Genomic DNA, 21,459 nt, shown 5'->3' with positions numbered 1-21,459 from the left:
GCCCCGGACCCTCCCCCGGCCTCAAACGCCGGCGGGGCTGGATGTGCGGGTCGGCGTAGCCGGTTGGCGGGTGCGCTCCGCGGTCAGGGCTTGGGGGCGGAGGCGGAGGATCTGGGTCAGGCCCAGGAGCTGGACCGCGAAGACCGACGAGAAGGCGATCCGGTAGTCGTCGCCGGTGGCGTCCAGCAGGAGGCCGACCGCCAGCAGGGTCGTCATCGAGGCCAGGAAGCCGCCCATGTTGGTGATGCCCGACGCGGTGCCCTGGCGTTCCGCCGGGTTCGCCGGGCGGGCGAAGTCGAAGCCGATCATCGACGCCGGACCGCAGGTACCGAGCACCGCGCACAGCGTGGCCAGGAGCCACATCGGGGCGTGGGGGGCGGGGTAGGCCAGGACCGAGGCCCACAGCACCGCCGTGAGGGCGACCGTGCCGAGCGCCAGGGGGATCCTGGCCGACTGGCGGCGGCCGATCAGCTGGCCGTAGAGGAGGCCGAAGCACATGTTCGAGGCCACCACCAGCGTCAGCAGCCCCGCCGCGGTGGTCCGCGCCAACCCCTGGTCCTCGACCAGGAACGGCATCCCCCACAGCAGCAGGAACACCATCGCCGGGAACTGGGTCGTGAAGTGCACCCACAGACCCAGCCGGGTCCCGGGTTCCTTCCACGAGTCCCGGATCTGGCGCCGTACGAAGCCCCCGCCGCCGCCCGGGGACGCCGGCGGTTCGTGGCCCTCCGGGTGGTCCTTCAGGAACAGGACCAGGGGGATCAGTACGACGACACCCGCCACCGCGCTGCCCGCGAACGCCGGGACCCAGCCGACCCCGTGCAGGACGGGGGCCAGCACCAGCGTGGAGACCAGGTTGCCGGCCATGCCGACCAGGCCCGCCAGCTGCGCCATCAGCGGGCCGCGCCGGGCCGGGAACCACCGGGTGCCCAGCCGCAGCACGGAGATGAAGGTCATCGCGTCGCCGCAGCCCAGCAGGGCGCGCGCCGCGAGGGCCATCCCGTACGAGGGCGAGAGCGCGAAGCCGATCTGGCCGGCCGTGAACAGGACCGCGCCCAGCGTCAGCACCTTCTTGGTGCCGAGCCGGTCCACCAGCAGGCCGACGGGGATCTGCATGCCCGCGTAGACCAGGAGTTGGAGGAGGGAGAAGGTCGAGAGGGCGGAGGCGTTGACGTGGAAGCGGTCCGCCGCCTCCAGTCCGGCCACGCCCAGGCTGGTACGGAAGATCACCGCGACGAAGTAGACCGCGACGCCGATGGACCAGACCGTCACCGCCTTCCGGCCCCCCGGAGGATCCTTGAACACCACGGGCCCGGTCACCGGCCCGGCCCCCGCACCAGGGCCTCGACCCGGCCCACGTGGCCCCGTACGGCGGCGGCCGCGGTCTCCGCGTCCCCGGCCCGCAGCGCTTCCAGGATCTCCGCGTGCTCGGCCAGCGTCCGCTCCACGCGCTCGGGGTGCGCGTGCAGCAAGGCCACGCCCATCCGCAGCTGCCGGTCGCGGAGCTGGTCGTAGAGGCGGGAGAGGATCGCGTTCCCGGCGCTCTGCACGATCTCCGCGTGGAAGCCCCGGTCGGCGGCCATCATCGCCGCGAGGTCGCCCTCGGCGGCGTGCCGGCGCTGCTCCTCCAGCAGTCCGGCGAGCCGCTCCAGCAGGCCGGGCGGTGCCGGCACGGCCCTGCGTACGGTGAACTCCTCGACCAGCAGCCGGGTTTCGATGACGTCGGTGATCTCCTGCGCGGAGACCGGCAGCACCAGCGCGCCCTTCTTCGGGTACAGCTTCAGCAGTCCCTCGGTCTCCAGCCGCAGCAGCGCCTCGCGGACCGGCGTGCGGGACACCCCGACGGCGTCGGCGAGTTCGCCCTCGGTGAGGAGGGTGCCGCCCTCGTAGCGGCGGTCCATCAGCACGGCCTGCTTGACGTGTCGGTAGACGCGTTCGGCAGCGGTGGTGGCGGTCGGGGCGGGGGGTGCGGCTGGCGGCATGCGCACAGGATAGATACATGAGGGATGCACCGGTCGTCCCGTCCGGGATGTGGACCGCCGCCCCGCGCCACTGCATCGAAGGATGTACCTGGGCTTCGTCCACCCGCAGGACGTACGGGGCCCCGCGCGCCGGGACGCTGAAGTCATGGCTCACACGACCCTCGTCGCCCCCGCGGTGACCTCGACCCGGCTCCCGCTCCTCGACGTCCTGCGCGGCGCCGCCATCCTCGGCACGCTCATGACCAACGTCTGGATCTTCGCCTCCCCCGGCTCCGAGTGGGGCGTGCTCCAGGGCGGCCTGGACCTGCCCGACCCGGTCGCCGACCCGTCCGCCGCCAACATCGCCGAGACCGTGTTCCGGTTCCTCGCCGACGGGAAGTTCCTGTCCCTGCTGACGATCCTGTTCGGGGTGGGCCTGGCCATCCAGTACGACTCCGCCGCACGGCGCGGCGAGCCGTGGCCCGGGCGCTACCCGCGGCGGGCCGCGTTCCTGTTCCTGGAGGGGACCGTCCACTTCGTCCTGATCTTCGCCTGGGACGTACTGATGGGGTACGCCGTCACCGCCCTGCTGGTGGCCTGGCTGCTGGCCCGCTCCGAGAGGGTGCGGCGGGTGGCGATGTGGACCGCGGGCGGGCTGCACCTGGCGCTGGCCGGCCTCGTGACGCTCGGGAACCTGGCGAAGCCGGAATCCGGGCCGCCGCAGTCCCCGGATCCGGCCGCGGTCCGGCTGTACGCCCACGGCGGCTACCTCGAGCAGATCGCGTTCCGGCTCGACCACGCCCTCGCGCTGCGCATCGAGCCCGTCTTCTCCTTCGGACTCCTGGTCTTCCTCTTCCTCCTCGGAGTCCGGCTGCACCGTGCGGGCGCCTTCGCAGCGAGCGCCGACGGGCGCCGGATCCGGGTCCGGATGGCCGCCTGGGGCCTCGGCCTCGGGCTGCCGCTGGGCACCGCCGCCGCGCTCGGGGGCCACGACTTCTTCGCCCTGGGCCGGTACGGCATCGCCCCGCTGATCGCCGTCGGGTACATCGGCCTGATCGGCTGCGCCCTCGACCGGTTCCGGGTGCCCGGGGCCGGCGCCCTCGGCTCCGTCGGGCGGACCGCCCTGTCGTGCTACGTCGGCCAGAACCTGCTGTGCATGCTGCTCTGCTACGGCATCGGGCTGGGCCTCGCCGACCGGCTGGGCGGGAGCGGGCCCTGGTGGGTGATGGGCCTGTGGGCGGCGGTGAGCCTCGTCCTGATCGCCGGCTCCCGGCTCTGGCTGCGCCGCTTCGACCGGGGCCCGCTGGAGGCCGTACAGCACTGGGCGCTCAGCGTCGGTGGCCCCCGCCGGTGACCTCCACCTCCAGGACGAACTCGTCGTAAGGGGCCTCCTGCGGGTAGGGCGGGCGGATCTGCGCGAAGCGGATCCGGGCCCGCCCGCCCGGGCAGCGGCCCTGGACGACGTACGTACGCTCCAGCGGGGCGCCGGGGAGGACGTCCGCGGGCGGCGGGGCCTCGCCCACGTCGCTCACATCGCTCACCGAGACGGCGTCCGCATCCCCCGTGACCTGCCAGGTCCACACGTACCCGCGCGCCCCGCGCCCGGTGAGCCGCAGCTCGTACGACTCACCGGCGCCGAAAGCGACCTTGCGTACTTCCACCCGCGACGACCTCCCGGCTCAGGCGGGGCCGATCACCGGCCCCTCGTGCCAGCCTGCCTTGTCCCGCCAGTAGTGCTGCAGCTGCCGGTCCGTGCGCAGGACGATGACCTCCAGGTTGAACCCGAAGCTGCCCTGGAGCATCCCGGTGACGGCGAGCGCGTCGTGGCCGAAGGCGGCGCTGCGGCTCCAGGCGGAGCCGGAGGCGTTGCCCCGCCACCAGTGCTCGATGCGGCCGCCCGCCACGACCGCGCACAGCTCGTAGTTCCCGGCGGTGTCCTCGTCGGCAGCCCCGTACTGCGCCTCGATCAGGCAGGGCGCGGAGGTGATCCCGCTGCCGAAGACCTCCCCGGGGCGCCAGGCGAACCCGTTCGGGTCGTCGCGCCACCACAGCTGCATGCGGCCGTCCGTACGGGTGGCGACGAGGTCGAGGTGGCGGCTGCGGGTCTGGACGAGGGCGGGCCCGAAATGGGCGATGCCGGAGGCGAAGCGGCCGCCGTCGTTCCAGGTCCAGGGGGCGCCGTTGATCCGCCACCAGTGGTTGAGGCGGCCGTCGGCGGTACGGACGACCACCTCGAAGTTGCCCGGCTTGCCGTAGTCGCTCTGGATGAACGCCGGGGTCGAGCCGATCGCGGCGTCGCCCGGCCCGAAGGCGCCGCCGTCGCGCCAGACGCCGGCGGACTGCTCGTAGTACCAGTGGCGCAGCCGGCCACCGGTGGTCACGTGCAGGGACTCCATGTTCCGGTTGTACGTGGTGCCGGTGAAGGCGGGCTGGCCGGAGGCGTCGTTCGCATAGCTCCGGGCGCGGGCCCACGGGAAGGGGGCGTCGCCCTCGCGCCACCAGTGCTGGAGGCGGCCGCCGCCGGCGGTGGCGAGCATCTCGAAGTTGCGGTGGGCGCGGCCGTTGCCGCTCTCGTAGACGTTGCCGGTGTGCAGGCGGCGCTTGCTCCACGGGTCGATGTTGGTACCGCGCAGACCGCACTTGGCCCAGTAGTCGATCTTGACCTCGCCGTAGGCGATCCGCCCGTACCCGCCGACGTGGTAGCCCGTCCCCCAGGAGTTCTTGAACAGCCAGCAGCCGGCGGCGTCGTCGTAGCCGACGATCAGCACGCAGTGGCCGCCCGCGAGGCGGTCGCTGGTGCGGTGGTAGACGCCGGAGCCGAGGCCGAAGAAGTCGTCGTACACGTCGAAGCAGGCGGTCAGCGGGCCGACGGTGTCGAGCCAGACCTTCTGCTGCTCGACGTCGCCGAGGCGGACGTAGTCGGTGATCCGGACGGTGCGGCCGGACCGGTCCCAGCTGGGCGTGTACTCGGCGCGCCAGGCGTCGCGGCGGTCGGCGGGGACGGTGGAGGGGGGCGGGGAGTAGGGCCAGCAGTCCGGATCGGCGAGGCCGCCGTTGGTCTTGACCCAGTCGAGGGCGGTCTCGGGGTTGGAGCCCTGGCCGCAGGTGAACTTCAGACCGTCGTGGACGTCCCCCTCGGACCGCTCCGCCCAGACGTTGTGCTCGATGCGGGCCATGGACTCGACGAGGCCCGCGGCCCCGAAGGCCCAGCAGGAGCCGCACGGGTTCTGGTCCTTGACCTTGGTGATCCAGGGCCAGCCCCAGCGGGCCCGCCAGTCGACGGCGGCGGGGCGGGCTCCGACGACCGGCCCGCCTTGCGTTTCGGGCAGCAGCCCGTGGGCGGCGCGGCGCCGGGTGAGGTGCGGATTGCCGCTCTCGTGCCCGATGAGCCCCCGCAGATCGACGGCGCCCACCTCCTCGGCGGGCGTGAGGTTCGCCCCGGCTTCCAGGCCCAGGGAGGGCCGGGGCACGGTCTCCCCGTCGGCGAGGTGCTCGATGACGGACCAGCGCGCTCCGTGCTCCACGAGCTGCGCGCGCAGCTCCCCCACCGTCTGGACAGAATCGGACTCAGGCTCGACAGACTGCTCCGGCATACCGGCCCCCCAGCTGCAACCGTTCGGATGCGAGATCCGGGAGCGTCCATCCGGGGGCGGGGCGCGTCAAGGGTGTCCGCGAGGTCGCGCAGTCGCACAGGGGGTCGTACGGGGTACGCGCGTCCGCCCCCGGTGTCGGAGGGACACCGGGGGCGGACGGGGGCTCGGCGCGGAGCTACTCGGCCGGGTCCGGGGCCGGGGCCGGGGCCGCCGCCGGCATGCCGGGCAGGCCGAGACCGGTGAACAGGGCGACCACGGTGGTGCCGAGGTCGTTCACGACGTCCGTGGCCTTGTCCTTGGCGTCGGTCGTGCAGCCGCAGGGGCCGGCCGCCTTGGCGACTTCGTCGACGGAGGCCTTGAGGTGGTCGACCGCGGCGGCGACGAGGTCGAGGGGGGCACCGGCCCTGGCAGCCCGCGCGGAGACGGGGGCGACGGCGGGCAGGGGCGCCGGGGCCGCGGCCGGGAGGGTGACGGGCTTGGCGACCTCGGCGGGGGGCTTGGCCATGTCGAGCGGGGGCTTGGCCACTACGGCGGGGGGCTTGGCCACCTCCACCGGCTTCGCTGCGTCGGCCGGGGGCTTGGCGGCCTCCGCCGGCGGCTTCGCTGCGTCAGCCGGGGGCTTCGCCACCGCGGCCGGGGGCTTCGCCGCCTCCGCCGGGGGCTTCGCCGCCTCGACCGGGGGCTTCGCCACCTCCGCGGGCGGCTTCGGCAGGACCACCGGAGCCGCCGGGGCGACGGCCGGGGGCTTGGCCGGGGCCTGGGGTGCGGTGGGCGCGGCCGGGGCGGCCGGGGCAACCGCCGCGAACGTCTGCTTCAGGCCCGCGAGCGCTGCGTCGATCTTCTGCTTGTGCGCGGCCAGGTCCGCCTCCGGGAGCTTCCCGTCCGGCGACTTGAGGACCTCCCCGAGGAAGTTGGTGACGGGCGTGATCAGCACGCCTGCCGAGCCCAGGGCCTGCACCTGCGCGGTCAGCGCCTCGGTACCCGGGATGGACTTCTTCGCCACGGGCGCCGACGGCCTGGCGGGGGCGTTGGCCGCACCCGCCAGACCGGGGGACGCGGACAGCAGCGTCACGCAGAGGGCAGCGGGGAGGGTGTAGCGGGTGATGCGGTGCAAGATCTCTCTCCTGTTCAGAGGCAGAGCGGTGACATGGGACGTGGGGACACGGGACATGTCGGGGGCACGGGACTTGCCCCTGTCCACTCACGGCCACTGCGTCACATCCGGCAACCGGAGGCCGGCGCACACACCCCGGCGAAACGCCCTGAATTCGACGTACCCACACCTGTGACCTGCACAGATCGCTTCACTCTTCAGGTGTGCTGCACCCTCGTGACACCCTCACCCTGAGTGATCGCGGCGGCTGTGGGGCCCCCGGCCTGCCCCCCTTGGTCAGGCCGGAGTGGAGGAGCGCTCTGCCTGCCGGTCGGCGGCCCTCGGGCCGGGGTGACCGAGCTGGTCGATCCCGTCGCCGCGCCGGGCCTGGCGGGCGGGCGCGAGCCCGTACAGCGCCAGGCCGATGGCCAGCAGGAACACCGCGCAAGCAGCCTCGAAGGCGAACGCGTACCCGCCCGTCGCGGCCGCCGGGTCCCCGGCGGCCAGCAGGGAGGCCGTCCGGGCGTCGGCGGCCGAGGTGATCAGGGCCAGGCTGATGGTCGGCCCGGCCAGGATGGCCGTGTTGACCACCGCCCCGGCGAGTGCGGACTGCTCCTCCGGGACACCGCTGACGGCCCCCGGCACCGCGGCGGACATCAGCGTGCCGATGCCGGCCGACAGGATGACCAGGCCCGCGAGGACGTACGGCGTCGAGCCCGTACGCAGCCCCACGCCGCCGATCAGGAAGAGGCCGGCGGCGATGACCGCCAGTCCCCCCACCGCCACCGCGCGGATGCCGAGGCGGGCGACGATCCGGCCCGCGACGAAGCCGACACCGATCAGCATCGCGCTGTACGGGATGAAGGCCAGCGCGTTCTGCAGCGCCGAATAGCCGCGTACCTGCTGGAAGTAGAGGGCCAGCAGGAAGGCGGTGCTCGCGCCGATCGCCGGGCCGAGCAGCGCGCAGACCAGCGCGGTCGCGCGGTAGCGCGAGGCGAGGAAGCCGGGCGGCAGCAGGGGGGCGCGGACGCGCTGCTGGGCGGCGACGAACACCGCGAGCAGGACCGCGCCGAGCGCGAGCGGGGCGAGGACCTGCGGCGCGGCCCAGCCGTGCGGGCCGACCATCACGAAGCCGTAGCCGAGGGTGGAGAGCGCGAGGGTGCCGAGCACCGCGCCGAGGAGGTCCACGGGGACCCGTACGGGCGCGGGACCGGCCGGCAGCGACCGGGGGGTGAGGGCCAGTACGGCCACGGCCGCGGCGGCGAGCAGTCCGAAGCTCCACCGCCAGTTCAGCCAGGCGACGAGCGCCCCGCTGAGCACGATGCCGACGGCGGCGCCGAGGCTGGCCAGCAGACCCCAGCGGGCCAGCGCGGTGGCCCTGGCCCTGCCCTCGGGGAAGACGATCCGCAGCAGGGCCATGGCCGCGGGGGCTGCGAGTGCGGCCCCGCAGCCCTGGAGGAAGCGGGCGGCGAGGACGGTGTGCGAGCTGGGGGCCAGCGCCGCGGCGAGGGAGGCGACGGCGAACAGGGCCGTGCCCCGGGTGAACAGCCGGCGCTGCCCGATCCGGTCGGTGAGCCGCCCGCCGAGCAGCAGCAGCCCGCTGAAGGCCAGGCCGTACGCGGCGCTGTCGATGATGAGGTCGATCCGGCTCAGGCCGAGTTCCCGCTGCATGGCCGGACCGGCGGCGAACGTCACCGACACGGAGGCGTTGAGCATGAGCTGCAGGGCGCCGAGGATCGCGAACCGCGCCCAGGTGTTCCGCGGAGGCGGGGCGGCCAGGGGCTCGGCGTGGGCAGGGGCATGGGCCTTCACCTGGGCCTGGGCCGGGGCCTCTGGGGAGTCGTCCATGCCGCGAGTCTGGCAGCCGCCGTCAGCGGCGGGAGGCGCCGCGAGGCCAGTCCGTCAGGTCTGCCGACGGGTCTGCCGTCAGGTCTGCCGGCTCCTCAGCCGTCAGGACTCCTTCGGCAGCAACACCACGCGGCTGCCGTGGAGTTCGCCGTCCTCGATACGCCGGTGCGTACGGGCGGCCTCCGACAGGGGGACCCGCTCGACGGAGCGGGCGCGCAGCTTGCCGTTCGCCAGCAGGCGGTTGATCGACCCGGCGGCCTCGGCGAGTTCGGCCGAAGTGGCGTGCGAGATCACGAAGCCGACGACGGAGCCGTCCTTCATGTAGAGCGGCCCGGCGGGCAGGACGGGCTGGGAGCGGGCGCCGGCGAGGAGCACGATCCGCCCGCGGGGGGCGAGGAGTTCGACGGCGGCGGCCAGGTCGTTCGTACCCGAGGTGTCGATGTGGACGTCGATGCCCTGCGGGCTGAACTCGCGGATGCGGGCGATCAGTTCAGGGTCCTTGTAGTCGAGGACGGTCTCGGCGCCCAGCGCCCGGCAGTGCTCGGCGTCTCGCGCAGCGGCGGTGGCGACGACCCGGGCGCCGGCTTCGACGGCCATGACGATCAGGGCGCTCCCCACGTTCCCGGCGGCGCCGGCGACGAGCACGGTCTCGCCGGGGCGGACCCGGCCGTGGGTGAACAGGGCGAGGTACGCGGTGCCCGCGGGGTGCACGACCGCGACGGCCTCGGCGGCGTCCGTGGCGGCGGGCAGCCGGTAGAGACGGTCGGCCGGGACCACGGCCTGTTCGGCGGCGGCGCCCTGGCGGCCGCCGTGGCCGAGGCTGTTGCACCAGACGCGGTCGCCGGGGGCGAAACCCGCCGCTCCGGGACCGGCCGACACGACCGTACCGACCAGGTCGCGGCCGATCACGAAGGGGAACTCGACGGGGGTGCGGAACAGCCCGGACCGCACGAAGGTGTCCACCGGGTTGACGGACACCGCCTCGACCTCGACCAGGACATCCGTCGGGCCGGGGGCCGGTGGGGCCATCTCGCCGTAGCGGATGTTCTCGGCGGGGCCCAGTTCTTCGATGAAAGCTGCACGCATGAGGCGATCCTCGCAAGGCTGGCCGGGGTTCGCGCACAGCACCGCGAAGGCTTCGTCAACTCCCGGGGGCGGGATGCGGGGACGGGGTCCGTACGGTGTCCCGCACGGGGTCCCGTACCGGATCCGGGAAAGGCCGAAGGGCCGCTACGGGGGTGTGAGCGGCCCTTCGGAGAGGGGGGAACGTGCAGGAGCTGGCGACTCCGGCCGGTGGGGCGGATCAGCCGACGGATCGGCGGGACGGATCGGCGGGGACCGATCAGAGGTTGGCGGCGGCGTTGGCGCGGGTCTCGCGGATCTTCGTACCGAGCGCGGAGAGCAGCCCCTGCAGGATCTCGACGGTGGTCTCGTCGGTCAGGTTGCCGGCGTCGTCGAAGCGCTCCTGGGCGCGGAAGATCATGAGCTCGGGCTTGCCGACGACCTTGGAGTCCGTCCACAGGAACATCTGGCGCAGCGCGAGCTGGGCGCGCACGGTGCCGAAGTTGGTCTGCGCGGCGCCGGCGATCGCGATCGGCTTGCCGGTCAGCGAGGAGTTGAGGGCCGGGCGGCTCGCCCAGTCCAGGGCGTTCTTCAGGACACCGGGGATCCCGTAGTTGTACTCGGGGGTGGCAATGAAGATGCCGTCCGCCTCGGCGATGCGGCGCCGCAGGTCGGCCACGGCGACCGGGGCGGGCTCGACGTCGTGGTCGGTGTCGTAGGGCGGGATGTCGCGCAGGCCCTCGTAGATCTCGATGGCCAGGTCACCGGGGGCGAACTTCTGGGCGGCGCGCACGAGGGCGCTGTTGTAGGAGGCGCCCCGCAGGCTGCCGGAGATGGCCAGGATCTTGAGCTCGGGCATGAACTGTCCTTCCGCAAAGGTGACATGCGCAGCGAATGCCGAATCCGGCATGCCCCTGCGAGGTGAACGTCGGTGAATGAGCAGGAGTCTGGCCGCGCACGGGATGCACCGACAACGGCGGTGAGCGGTATCTGTCAGTTATCCGCGGGCGGGTCGGTCCGCAGGACTTGATCGAGGACGGGCCCTCCCGTATAACTGACATCGAACTGAACTGAACTGTACGGTTCATTCACGAGGGAGAGAAGGCATCATGACCACGCACGTTTCCGCTGTCGGGACCACCACCGCGACCACGCCTGCGACCCGCTCGGTGATCGACGTACTGCAGCCGGTCCACACCCTGGAAGGCGAGGGCTTCCCGGTCCGCCGACCCTTCCCCACGCCCCAGATCCCGCAGCTGGACCCCTTCCTGATGGTCGACCAGGTCGGCCCGGTGGACCTCGGCCCGGACGAGCCCAAGGGCGCCCCCGACCACCCGCACCGCGGCTTCGAGACCATCGCGTACGTGATGGAGGGCGACATCGAGTACGCGGACTCCACCGGCAACCGCGGGGTCGTCCCGCCCGGCGCCGTGCAGTGGCTGACGGCGGGCGCGGGCGTGGTGCACTCGGCCCAGCCGACCGACGCCTTCCGCGCGGCCGGGGGCCTCCAGCACAACCTGCAGATCTGGGTGAACCTGCCCGCCGCCCGCAAGGGGCTGCGGCCGCGCACCCAGAACCACGGCGCTGCGGAGATCCCGGTGGTCCGGAACCTGGACGGCTCCTGGTTCAAGGTCATCGCGGGCTCGGTGCTCGGCGTGACCGGCCCCTTCGACACCCAGGTCCCGGTGACGGTCGTGCACGCGTCGATCGCCCCGGGTGCGAGCGCGGAACTCCCGGCGCCGGCAGGCCGCAACGCGGCGGTGTACGTCCTGTCCGGCAGCGGCAGGGTCGCCTCGAGCGAGCTGGCCGACGGCGAACTGGCGGTCCTGGGGGACGACGGCGACACGGTGCGCGTCGAGGGCGGCCCGGTCGGCGCCGACCTGCTCTTCCTGACGGGCGAGCCGATCGGCGAACCGGTCTTCCGCAGCGGCCCGTTCGTGATGAACACCCCCGAGGAGATCGACCAGGCCTTCGACGACTACGCGGCGGACCGCCTGGGCCGCTACGAGGACTGACCACAACGGGGGGGCGCCGCCGAACCCGGGCGCCCCCGGTCGCCGATCTGCCGGGATGCCTTCCCCACACCCTCCGCCGCTGGAAGCCGGCCGCACTGGCCGCAGCCGCCGCGACCGCCACCGCCGGCATCACCTGGCTGTCCCTGCACCGACCGGCGCCGACCGGCACTTGCTCAGATGCGCCGAAGGTGCCGTGCGAACAAGGCACGGGCCCGCACGAGGTCTTCGGGGTCGGCCGCACCGCGCTTGGGCAGCACGAAGAAGTGCTCCAGACTTCCGGTGAGGACGAACAGCTCGGGCGTCTCGAACCACCACGGGTAGGCGCTCCAGTCCGCACCGTCCCCCTCCCCGTCCGGGCCGGTGGTGGTCAGCCCCTCCTCGGTGAGCGTGGTGCGGCAGGTTCCGCGGGCCGCGTGGGCCGCGTACTGACCCCGAACCCGGGACCTGCGCATCCACTGGCGCACGGCGAACAGGGCGATGACGCAGCACACGCCCGCGATGATGATCTGACCCTCGTCGAAGTGCCACGCCACCACCCGTACGAGGAACGCAGCGGCCGCGAACACTGCGGGCAGCAGCAGCGAACCGGTGAGTCCCGGCCGCGTCCGGAGGCTGAACCGCCACATGGCCTTGTCGTAGTCCGCGGCGGCCGGGGCGTAGTCGAACCGCGCGGCGCCCAGGGCGACGGCTTCGGTACACCCCGCTTGATCCATGTCCATGACAGCGGAGAGTACGACACCCCACGCGACCGAGCTCATCGGCGTCCGGCCCGGTCTCGGGGTGGCGCTCGTGCCGGGGCTGGGCGGGGCCGGCCCCGGCACGACGCTGGGGTCAGGCGGCCAGCAGGTCGAGGATCCTGGTCACGGCTTCGACGATCGGCCGGCCCAGCGGGCCGACCACGGCGGCGATGCCGGCGATCGACATCAGCGCGCTCTGCCGCGACTCCGCGGGGACCGGCGCCTCGCCGGTGGCGGCGGGCAGCGCGGCGTCCAGCACCTGGGCGCTCGCCGGCGGGAGCTGCGCGCGCAGCTCACCGATCAGACGGCGGAGCTCATCGACGGCCGCCGGCAGCTCCGGATGCGGTCCGGCCGCGGCGGCCGGGGCGCCCACGTTCTTCACCATGCCGGTGTTGCCGGTGCCGCCGGTCATGTTGACGTTGTCGCCGAAGTAGTAGTTGTCGCCGCTCACCGTGTCCCCATCCCCACGTTGTTGGAACCGCCGTACATGTTGACGTTGTCGCCGAAGTGGTAGTTCCTCGGGTTGATCACGATGGTGTCCACCCGCACCCCGTAGAGCTCGGTGTCCGGGTTGTCGATGGCGTGGGTGATCTGGCCGACGAGCTGGTGCAGTGTGCCGGGGTCCTTGCTGGTGACCACCGCTATCGACGGGCCCGAGGTCTCGACCGCCAGCACGTAGTGCGACGAAGCCGTCAGGACCGCCCCCCACTCCACGAGGGACCAGACCAAGGCAGCTGCCGCACCGAGCCAGACGAAGCTGAGGATGGTCTCCGCCGCGTCGCGGTCCGCGAGCGATGTCAGACCGGCCAGGATGGTCAGGGCGAAGGCACTGGCCAGGACGACGGCGAGGTTCCTCAGGAAGCGGATCGTGGCGTCCTTGCGCCTGGGGTGCAGGGTGAAGGTGTACACCCGGGCGATGTTCTCCAGCGGGTAGGCGGCGCCGCCCACCCACAGGATCCTTCTGCTGATGCGGAGTTCGATGCCGTGGCCCTGCGGCGGCATCGAAGGCGGCGACGCGGGCGCCGACGCAGGCGGCGCCGAGGGCGGCGGAGGCGGGGCGCTCGGCCCCGCGGGTAAGGAACCGTTCGCCTGCCCGGACTGCGGCGCGTTCCGGGACCCGGCGGGCTGCGGCGCCTGCGGCGCTCCGCCCGTCGGCTGCGAGTTCTCCATGTGTTGTGTCCCCCTGGTCTGCAAGGTGGTGCCGTGTCATCGACCGGCGACCATCCATTAACCCTGGCGGCAGGGGGCCGGGGCAAGATCTCGGCGCGCCAAGTGGGCTGACGGGGGCGCCGGCTGGCGTCTCGCCGAGGTCCGCGCGCAAGGCCCCCGGCCGGGCTACGGGTTCACGCCGTAGTGGTGGAGGAACATGTCCACTCCGCCCTGGATGAGGCGTTCCGCCAGGTCCTCGTCCAGGGCCGTGCCGTAGGCGCCGTAGACCAGGTGGGGGGAGAGGACCAGGCCGGAGAGCTGGAGGACGGCCAGTTCCATGTCCGGGATGCGCAGCAGGCCGCGGTCGTCGAGGCGGCCCAGGGCCGTGGCCAGGGCGGCGTGCTGGCGGCCCGGGCCCTCCTCCTGCCAGGTGGCGCCGAGCTCCGGGAAGCGGTGGCGTTCGCCCGCGATCACGTTGCGCAGCGCCAGCACCTCCGGGGTGGTGAGGCCGGCGACCCAGGTGCGGCAGGCCTCCAGCAGGTCGGTGCGGACGTCGTCCGACTCGGCGAGCCGGGCCTGGATCACCGACTGGGCCACCTCCAGCGCCTCGTCGAGCGTCTGCCCGATCACGGCGTTGAACAGGTTCTCCTTGCTGCCGAAGTGGTTGTAGATGGTGACCTTCGAGACGCCGGCCTCTGCGGCGAGCTGGTCCACTCCGGCTCCGAAGCCCTCCCGCAGGAACACCGTGCGGGCCGCCTCCAGGATGGCCTCGCGCTTGCGCGCTGCGCGCGCGCCGGTGGGAACGGGCTGCTGCTGGGCTTCGGTGGCGCTGATCCTTGCGGTCATGTCGATCCCTACTCCTCGAAGGTGCGGGCCCAGTCTAGGACCCAACTGAACTGTACCGTTGCGTTCAGTTGAACTGAACTGTATGGTTCATCTAGCTGAGGGCGCCAAACAAGGCGCCGAGCGCCGCAGTTGAAGTCGGCAAGCAAGCACTCGAGACAGTTCAGCAACAGGAGGTCACCCCCATGAGCGACGCCCAGACTCCCCTCTTCCGGTCCCGGGCCCAGATCCACGTCTCCGCCGCGCCGGCCGAGGTGTACGCCGTCGTCAGCGACCTGGCCCGGAGCGGCGAGTGGAGCCCCGAGTGCCTCGGCGGGGAGTGGACCACCGGCGCCCCCGGCGCGGTCGGCTCGGTGTTCCGCGGCGAGAACGAGCGGAGCGAGGACGTCGTCTCCTGGGCGCCGGTGGTGCGCGGCAAGTGGACGACGCACGCCGAGGTCGTCGCCGCCGAGCCCGGCCGGACCTTCCAGTGGGCCATGCACAACAGCTCCGGCGAGAAGCAGGACAGCGTCTGGGGCTTCTCCATCGAGCCGGACGGCAAGGAGAGCCTCCTGGTCCACCACTTCCGGATGGGCTCCGCCACCGAGGGGATCCGCGGCATCACCGCCGAGATGGACGAGGAGCAGAAGCAGCAGTTCTTCGCCGAGTGGGGCGAGAAGGTGGCCGGCGACCTCGCCGCGACCCTCGAGCGCATCAAGGTCGTCATCGAGACGGAACTGCGCGCGACCGGCTCCTGAGCTTCCTCTTCCTCCCCTCTCCTCTTCCGTAACTGATCGTCATTGCAACTTACTTGGGAAAGGTCAAGGCGATGATTCTGCAGCGCATCGGGAACAAGGGAATCCGGCTCGGAACGCTCTTCGAGCGGGCCGCGAGAAAGCACCCGTCGAACGTCGTGATCCTCGATCACGACCTGGACATAGCCCCGGGCCTGGGGCGCCGGGCGACCGTGGCCGAGGTAGCCGACCTGATCGACGACATGGCCTCGAGGCTCTGGGCCGCCGACGTACGGCCCGGCCGCCGGGTCGTCGTCTACAAGTCCGACGGCTTCGACATCACCCTGCTGGCCTGCGCCGTGGCCCGCATCGGCGCCGTCCCGGTGCTGCTGTCGCCGAAGCTCGACGGCGAGACCGTCGCCGAACTCGTACGCCGTACCGACCAGCCCTACCTGCTCACCGACCAGAACAAGCTGGAGACCGAACTGCCGGCCTCGGTCTTCCAGGAGGCCGGGCAGGTCCTGCTCACCTCCGGCAGCTACCAGGACGCCACCGAGCTCGCCTCGCTCGCCGGGGTCCCCCGGGTCCCCGCCGTGACGATGCCGCCCGAGCACCCCACCCTGATCACGCACACCTCCGGCACCACCGGCACCCCCAAGCTCGCCGTCCACACCGGCGCCACCCTCGAGGCGCGCTACCGCCCGCAGGCCGCGATCACCAAGCCGCTCATACCGGGCCGCGAGACCATCGCCATGCACGTCTCCTTCGTCCACTCGCGGCTCATCACCGCCCTCGCCATCTCCCTCTTCCGCGGCTTCCCGATCGTCGTCCTCGCCGACTCCGACCCCAAGCAGGCCGCCGACCTCTTCGCCCAGCTGCGCCCCGGCATCCTGGAGGCCCACCCCAACTCCTTCATGGAGTGGGAGGAGCTGGCCGACGACCCCCGCCGGCCGCTGGCCAACGTGAAGCTCTTCAGCAGCACCTTCGACGCCATCCACCCGCGGACCGTGCAGCGGCTGCTCAGGGCGACGACGCGCAAGGCCCCGGTCTTCGGCCAGCTGTACGGGCAGAGCGAGATCGGCCCGGCCGTCGCCCGCTCCTTCTCCAAGCGCCGCGGGCTCGACGCCGACGGCCGCTGCGTGGGCATGCCCTTCCCCGGCATGACCGACGTCCGCGTCGTCAGCCGCAACGGACTGCCGCCCTCCGAGACCAACCCGGGCTTCATCGAGGTCAAGAGCGACGGCCGGATCGTCACCTACCTCGGCGAGCAGGAACGTTACGACAAGCAGGTCAACGACGGCTGGTGGCGGATGGGCGACGTCGGCTACCGCACCAAGTGGGGCTGCGTGCACCTGCTCGACCGCGAGGTCGACCTGATCGAGGGCTTCGGCTCCACCCTCGCCGCCGAGGACACCCTCTTCACCCGGCTGGACGAGCTCGCCGAGGTCATCATCATCCCCGACGAGAGCGGCCGCGCCGTCCCCGTCGTCTGCACCAAGGACGACAAGCCCCTCGACCCCGTGGCCTGGAAGGCCGCCGTCGCCGGACTGCCGGCGATGGCCGAGCCCGTCCAGTGGCGCCAGTCCGAACTGCCGCAGACCGCCACCACCAAGATCAAGCGGCTGGAACTCGCCCGGCTGCTCACCGCCGGAGCCACGGCCACCACCGCCGTTACCGCAGGAGCCACCGCCGGCGTCACCGCCGACCGCACCGAGGAGAACGTCTGATGTCGAAGCTGATCATCGTCGGCGGCGGGATCGGCGGGCTGGCCACCGCCCTCGCCACCGCCCGCCAGGGACACCGCGTCCTCGTCCTGGAACGCGCCCCCGAGTTCGCCGAGATCGGCGCCGGCATCCAGCTCGCGCCCAACGGCCTGCACGCCCTCGACCGCCTCGGCCTCGGCGACGCCGTCCGCGCCACCGCCGTCCAGATGGACGAGCTCCGGTTCATGGACGGGGTCACCGGCCGGCACGTGGTCAGCATGGACCTGACCGAGCGCTACCGCGCACGGTTCGGCAACCCGTACGCCGTCGTCCACCGCGCCGAACTGCACACCAAGCTGCTCGAGGCCTGCCAGGCGGACGACTCCATCGAACTGCGCAGCGCTGCCACCGCCATCGGGTACGAGCAGGACGAGACCGGCGCCTCGGTCCTCCTGGAGGACGGCGAGCGGATCACCGGCGACGCCCTGATCGGCGCCGACGGCATCCACTCCGCGATCCGCGCCCAGCTCGTCGGCGACGGGGCGCCCCGCAACTCCGGGATCACCGTCTACCGCGCCATCATCCCGATGGAGCAGGTCCCCGAGGAGCTGCGCCACCTCACCTCGGTGACCTGGTGGACCGGGCCCCACTGCCACTTCGTCCACTACCCGATCGCCGGCGGCAAGTACCTCAACCTCGCGGCCAGCAGCGACAACAACGCGACCGAGACGCTCGCCGGGGTCCCCGCCTCCCCGGGCGACATCCGCCGCGAGTTCGCCGCCCTCGGCGAGGACGCACAGCGCCTGCTCGCCCTCGGGGAGGGCTGGAAGTCCTGGGTGCTGGTCGACCGGGACCCGGTCGACACCTGGACCGACGGCCGGGTCGCCCTGCTCGGCGACGCCGCCCACCCGATGCTCCACTACGTGGCGCAGGGCGCCTGCCAGGGCCTCGAGGACGCCGTGATCCTGGGCGACCTGCTCGACTGCGGGGCCGACGAACTCCCCGAGCGCTTCCGGAAGTTCAACGCCGAACGGCGCGAGCGCACCGCCCGGATCCAGCTCCTCGCCCGGGAGAGCATCAAGCTCTGGCACACCTCCGGAGCCGCCGCCACGGCCCGCAACGACCAGCTGTCCTCGTACACCCCCGAGGAGCTCCACGACTACGTGGCCTGGATGCACGGCGCCCGCACCCTCGACGAGTACACCGCCCAGAACGGAGAGCAGCGATGAACCAGACCCAGGGACAGAAGCAGGGACAGCACCAGGTGGCCATCATCGGCGCCGGCCCGCGCGGCCTCTCCGTCCTGGAGCGCCTGTGCGCCAACGAGCGCAGGAACCCCAAGCACTCCGCGGTCACCGTCCACGTGGTCGACCCGTCGGCTCCGGGCGCAGGCCAGGTCTGGCGCTCGGACCAGTCCCAGCACCTGCTGATGAACACGGTCGCCTCCCAGATCACCATCTACACCGACGACAGCGTCCGCACCGAGGGACCCATCGAGCCCGGCCCGAGCCTGTACGAATGGGCCAAGGACATCGCCTGCGACTCCGCCGACGAGGCGACCCTCGCCGAGGCCCGCCGGCTGGGCCCGAACACCTACCCCACCCGCGCCTTCTACGGCAGCTACCTGCGCGCCACCTTCGAGCGCGTCGTGCAGAACGCCCCCGCCCACGTCACCATCGAGGTGCACCGCTCCCGGGCCGTGGCCATGGCCGACACGCACGGCAGCACCGGCGGGCAGCAGGGCGTCCGCCTCGAGAACGGCACCCGGCTCAACGACCTCGACGCGATCGTGATGGCGCAGGGCCACGTACCGGCCCGGCTGACGCCCCGCGAGGCGAAGACCGCGAGCCTCGCCCGGATCCACCACCTCACCTACGTCACGCCCGCCAACCCGGCGGACCTGAACCTGAACGTCGTGGGGCCCGGTGAGAACGTCCTGCTGCGCGGCCTCGGCCTGAACTTCTTCGACCACATGGCGCTCTTCACCGCCGGCCGCGGCGGCACCTTCGTCCGCGCCGAGGACGGCCGCCTGGCCTACCGGCCCTCCGGCAACGAGCCGGTGCTGTACGCCAGTTCGCGGCGCGGCATCCCGTACCACGCCCGCGGCGAGAACGAGAAGGGCGCGTACGGCCGCTACCTGCCTCGCCTGCTGACCCCGCAGAAGATCGCCGAGATGCGCCGCCGCTCCGAGGACGGCGAGGGCATCAGCTTCTCCGCCGACCTGTGGCCGCTCATCTCCCGCGAGACGGAGAGCGTGTACTACGGCACCCTCCTGGAGAGCCGCGGCCGCGGCGCCGAGCGCGAAGGCTTCACCAAGCGCTACCTGTCGCTGGAGTCGGCGGGGGACCGGGGCTCGCTGCTGGACGTCTACGGCATCGAGGACGAGCAGCGCTGGGACTGGGAGAAGCTCTCCCGCCCGTACGGCGACCGCGAGTTCACCAGCCGCGAGGAGTTCCGGGACTGGCTGGTGGCGTACCTGGCCAAGGACGTCGCGGAGGCCAGGGCCGGCAACCTCAGCGGCCCGCTCAAGGCGGCCCTGGACGTGATGCGCGACCTGCGCAACGAGATCCGCCTCGCCGTCGACCACGGCGGTCTGGACGGCGACTCGCACCGCGACGACCTCGAGGGCTGGTACACGCCGCTCAACGCCTTCCTCTCCATCGGCCCGCCGGCCTCCCGCATCGAGGAGATGATCGCCCTCATCGACGCCGGGGTGCTCGTCCTGACCGGTCCGGGGACCGAGATCCGCGTCGACACCGCCGCCGGCGCCGACGCGACCTTCATCGCGCAGTCCCGTACCGTGCCCGGCCCCGCGGTCCGCGCCACCGTCCTGATCGAGGCCCGGCTGCCCGAGCCCGACCTGCGGCGCACCGACGACCCGCTGCTGCGCCACCTGCTCGACACCGAGCAGTGCACGACGTACCGGATCGCCGGCGCCGACGGCAGCAGCTACGAGTCCGGCGGCCTCGCCGTCACCGAGCGCCCGTACCGGCTGCTCGACGCCCGCGGCCGGGCCCACCCGCGCCGGTTCGCGTACGGGGTGCCCACCGAGTCCGTGCACTGGGTCACCGCGGCCGGCATCCGCCCGGGCGTCGACTCGGTCACCCTCGGCGACTCCGACGCCATCGCCCGCTCCGTCCTCGCCCTCCCGGCGGCGAGCGTGGTCCCCAGCGGTGTCGCGCCGCTGGCGACCGAGACCGACCTGACCGGGGTCCTCGTATGAGCACGGCTGGTACGAACCGGGCGCCGCAGGACGCGCTCACCGACGCGGGGCTGCTGTCGCCGGTACGGGCCGGCACCCCCGCCGAGGAAGCCGTCTGCGACCTGGCCTGGCTCCAGGCCATGCTCGACGCCGAGGCCGCCCTGGCCCGGGCCCAGGCCGGACTCGGCACCCTCCCGGGGGCCGCCGCCGAGGCCATCACCGCGGCGGCCCGGGCCGAACACCTCGACCTGCGGGCGCTGGCCCTGGCCGCCCGGGAGACCGCCAACCCGGTGGTCGGGCTGGTGCAGGCGCTGACCCGGGTGGTCGCGGAGCGGGACACGCGGGGCACCGGAGCCGCCGAGTACGTACACCGCGGCTCCACCAGCCAGGACATCTTCGACACCGGCGCCATGCTGGTGGCCGCCCGCACCCTGAAGCTGATCCGGGCCGACCTGGCCCGCACCGCCGAGGCCCTGGCCCGGCTGGCCGGTGAGCACCGGGACACGGCGATGGCGGGCCGGACGCTGGCCCTGCAGGCCGTACCCACCACCTTCGGGCTGAAGGCGGCCGGCTGGCGGCAGCTGGTCCTGGACGCCGACCGGCGCCTGGCCCGGGTGCAGGACGGCGGGCTGCCGGTGTCGCTCGGCGGCGCGGCGGGCACGCTGGCCGGCTACCTCGAATACGCCCGGATCGACGGCGCGGGGCGCCCGCTCGAGCCCGGCGCGTACCTGGACGACCTGGTCGGAGCCTTCGCCGCCGAGACCGGACTCGCCCGCCCCGCCCTGCCCTGGCACGTACTGCGCACCCCGATCGCCGATCTCGCCGCCGCGCTGGCCTTCACCGCCGGCGCCCTCGGGAAGATCGCGATCGACGTGCAGAACCTGGCCCGGACCGAGGTCGCCGAGGTCGCCGAGCCCGCCGTGGCCGGCCGCGGCAGCTCCTCGGCCATGCCCCACAAGCGCAACCCGGTTCTGAGCACCCTGCTGCGCAGCGCCGCCCTCCAGGTCCCGGTCCTGGCCACCGGGCTCGTGCAGTGCCTGGTCTCGGAGGACGAGCGGTCGGCCGGGGCCTGGCACGCCGAATGGCAGCTGCTGCGCGAATCCCTGCGGCTGGTCGGCGGCGCCGCCCACACCGCGGTGGAGCTCACCGAGGGGCTGACCGCCCGGCCGGAGCGGATGCGGGCCAATCTGCTGCTGACCGGCAGTCAGGTGGTCTCCGAGCGGATCGCGGCCGTGCTCGCACCGGAGTTGGGCAAGGCCGCGGCGAAGCAGCTGCTGTCGAGGGTCTCGGCCGCGGCCGAGGAGAGCGGCCGGCCTCTGTACGAACTGCTCGCCGAGGAGCCGGTGTTCAAGGGCAGCCGGAGCAGGGACGAGCTGGCGCGGCTGTGCGATCCCGGGACGTACACCGGGGGCGCGGGCCCGCTGGTGGACCGCGCGCTGACGCGGCCGAACTGAACTCCGGAATCCCCGGACCAGCCATGGAGATTAACTGAACTGAACTGTATAGTTCAGAGGGTCAGCCGCCGAACAGAAAGCCGAGA

The 21,459-nt window shown here is 72.9% G+C and carries 19 protein-coding genes; 7 read left to right on the top strand and 12 right to left on the bottom strand.

Translation table 11 applies throughout. The annotated features are described in order from the left end of the window. Positions 1 to 21 precede the first annotated feature (21 nt). On the bottom strand, positions 22 to 1,320 hold the full coding sequence (locus AB0M76_RS02015) for an MFS transporter (protein WP_365951053.1): 1,299 nt from the start codon (positions 1,318 to 1,320) through the stop codon (positions 22 to 24). After that, on the bottom strand, positions 1,317 to 1,982 hold the full coding sequence (locus tag AB0M76_RS02010; protein ID WP_365951051.1) for a GntR family transcriptional regulator: 666 nt from the start codon (positions 1,980 to 1,982) through the stop codon (positions 1,317 to 1,319). The genes AB0M76_RS02015 and AB0M76_RS02010 overlap by 4 nt, the downstream gene beginning before the upstream one ends. A 145-nt stretch (positions 1,983 to 2,127) precedes the next feature. Between AB0M76_RS02010 and AB0M76_RS02005 the strand changes: the two genes are divergently transcribed. Further along, positions 2,128 to 3,315 carry a DUF418 domain-containing protein gene (locus tag AB0M76_RS02005; RefSeq protein WP_365951050.1) on the top strand — a complete coding sequence of 396 codons (1,188 nt, stop codon included), beginning with the start codon at positions 2,128 to 2,130 and terminating at the stop codon, positions 3,313 to 3,315. On the opposite strand, the gene AB0M76_RS02000 is transcribed toward AB0M76_RS02005, so the two are convergent. The 6 genes from AB0M76_RS02000 to AB0M76_RS01975 form a co-directional block, all read right to left on the bottom strand. Further along, positions 3,290 to 3,622 (bottom strand): protease inhibitor I42 family protein, encoded by a 333-nt coding sequence (locus AB0M76_RS02000; protein ID WP_365951049.1) that lies wholly within the window; start codon positions 3,620 to 3,622, stop codon positions 3,290 to 3,292. The genes AB0M76_RS02005 and AB0M76_RS02000 overlap by 26 nt on opposite strands. An 18-nt stretch (positions 3,623 to 3,640) precedes the next feature. After that, on the bottom strand, positions 3,641 to 5,509 hold the full coding sequence (locus tag AB0M76_RS01995; protein ID WP_365951048.1) for a C1 family peptidase: 1,869 nt from the start codon (positions 5,507 to 5,509) through the stop codon (positions 3,641 to 3,643). A 220-nt stretch (positions 5,510 to 5,729) separates the two neighbouring features. Beyond that, a complete protein-coding gene (locus AB0M76_RS01990) occupies positions 5,730 to 6,668 on the bottom strand; it encodes a hypothetical protein (RefSeq protein WP_365951047.1) in 939 nt (312 codons plus the stop codon). Positions 6,669 to 6,944: 276 nt separating this feature from the next. Next, a complete protein-coding gene (locus AB0M76_RS01985) occupies positions 6,945 to 8,495 on the bottom strand; it encodes an MFS transporter (RefSeq protein ID WP_365951046.1) in 1,551 nt (516 codons plus the stop codon). Between the two features lie 102 nt (positions 8,496 to 8,597). Next, a complete protein-coding gene (locus AB0M76_RS01980) occupies positions 8,598 to 9,581 on the bottom strand; it encodes an NADPH:quinone reductase (protein ID WP_365951045.1) in 984 nt (327 codons plus the stop codon). A gap of 256 nt (positions 9,582 to 9,837) precedes the next feature. Next, complete coding sequence (locus tag AB0M76_RS01975; protein WP_266665632.1) at positions 9,838 to 10,416, bottom strand: NADPH-dependent FMN reductase; 579 nt, start codon at positions 10,414 to 10,416, stop codon at positions 9,838 to 9,840. A gap of 250 nt (positions 10,417 to 10,666) precedes the next feature. Between AB0M76_RS01975 and AB0M76_RS01970 the strand changes: the two genes are divergently transcribed. After that, positions 10,667 to 11,572, top strand: coding sequence for a pirin family protein (locus AB0M76_RS01970; protein ID WP_365951044.1), 906 nt, complete (start codon positions 10,667 to 10,669; stop codon positions 11,570 to 11,572). A 173-nt stretch (positions 11,573 to 11,745) separates the two neighbouring features. Here the strand turns inward: AB0M76_RS01970 and AB0M76_RS01965 are convergent, their stop codons facing one another. The 4 genes from AB0M76_RS01965 to AB0M76_RS01950 all read right to left on the bottom strand — a co-directional run bounded on the left by AB0M76_RS01965 (position 11,746) and on the right by AB0M76_RS01950 (position 14,304). After that, a complete protein-coding gene (locus AB0M76_RS01965) occupies positions 11,746 to 12,291 on the bottom strand; it encodes a YcxB family protein (protein WP_365951043.1) in 546 nt (181 codons plus the stop codon). Between the two features lie 112 nt (positions 12,292 to 12,403). Then, complete coding sequence (locus AB0M76_RS01960; protein WP_365951041.1) at positions 12,404 to 12,760, bottom strand: hypothetical protein; 357 nt, start codon at positions 12,758 to 12,760, stop codon at positions 12,404 to 12,406. Then, positions 12,757 to 13,311, bottom strand: a complete 555-nt coding sequence (locus AB0M76_RS01955) for a DUF6232 family protein (RefSeq protein WP_365951040.1) — start codon at positions 13,309 to 13,311, stop codon at positions 12,757 to 12,759. The genes AB0M76_RS01960 and AB0M76_RS01955 overlap by 4 nt, the downstream gene beginning before the upstream one ends. A gap of 333 nt (positions 13,312 to 13,644) precedes the next feature. Then, positions 13,645 to 14,304, bottom strand: coding sequence for a TetR/AcrR family transcriptional regulator (locus AB0M76_RS01950; RefSeq protein WP_365951039.1), 660 nt, complete (start codon positions 14,302 to 14,304; stop codon positions 13,645 to 13,647). A 182-nt stretch (positions 14,305 to 14,486) separates the two neighbouring features. Between AB0M76_RS01950 and AB0M76_RS01945 the strand changes: the two genes are divergently transcribed. The 5 genes from AB0M76_RS01945 (at position 14,487) to pcaB (ending at position 21,373) form a co-directional block, all read left to right on the top strand. Further along, entirely contained in the window at positions 14,487 to 15,038 is a 552-nt protein-coding gene (locus AB0M76_RS01945; protein WP_365951038.1) for an SRPBCC family protein, read from the top strand. 71 nt (positions 15,039 to 15,109) lie between these two features. Further along, positions 15,110 to 16,741: an AMP-binding protein gene (locus AB0M76_RS01940; protein WP_365951037.1), complete on the top strand. Its 1,632-nt coding sequence runs from the start codon at positions 15,110 to 15,112 to the stop codon at positions 16,739 to 16,741. Further along, complete coding sequence (locus AB0M76_RS01935; protein WP_365951036.1) at positions 16,741 to 17,946, top strand: FAD-dependent oxidoreductase; 1,206 nt, start codon at positions 16,741 to 16,743, stop codon at positions 17,944 to 17,946. Before AB0M76_RS01940 ends, AB0M76_RS01935 begins: the two co-directional genes overlap by 1 nt. Beyond that, positions 17,943 to 19,940 carry an FAD/NAD(P)-binding protein gene (locus tag AB0M76_RS01930; RefSeq protein ID WP_365951035.1) on the top strand — a complete coding sequence of 666 codons (1,998 nt, stop codon included), beginning with the start codon at positions 17,943 to 17,945 and terminating at the stop codon, positions 19,938 to 19,940. Before AB0M76_RS01935 ends, AB0M76_RS01930 begins: the two co-directional genes overlap by 4 nt. After that, a complete protein-coding gene (pcaB, locus tag AB0M76_RS01925; RefSeq protein WP_365951034.1) occupies positions 19,937 to 21,373 on the top strand; it encodes a 3-carboxy-cis,cis-muconate cycloisomerase in 1,437 nt (478 codons plus the stop codon). Before AB0M76_RS01930 ends, pcaB begins: the two co-directional genes overlap by 4 nt. The last annotated feature ends 86 nt before the right edge of the window (positions 21,374 to 21,459 follow it).

Source organism: Streptomyces sp. NPDC051364, assembly GCF_040682115.1.
In the GTDB taxonomy this organism is placed as follows: Bacteria; Actinomycetota; Actinomycetes; order Streptomycetales; family Streptomycetaceae; genus Streptomyces.
This window is presented reverse-complemented; position numbering and strand designations above follow the sequence as displayed.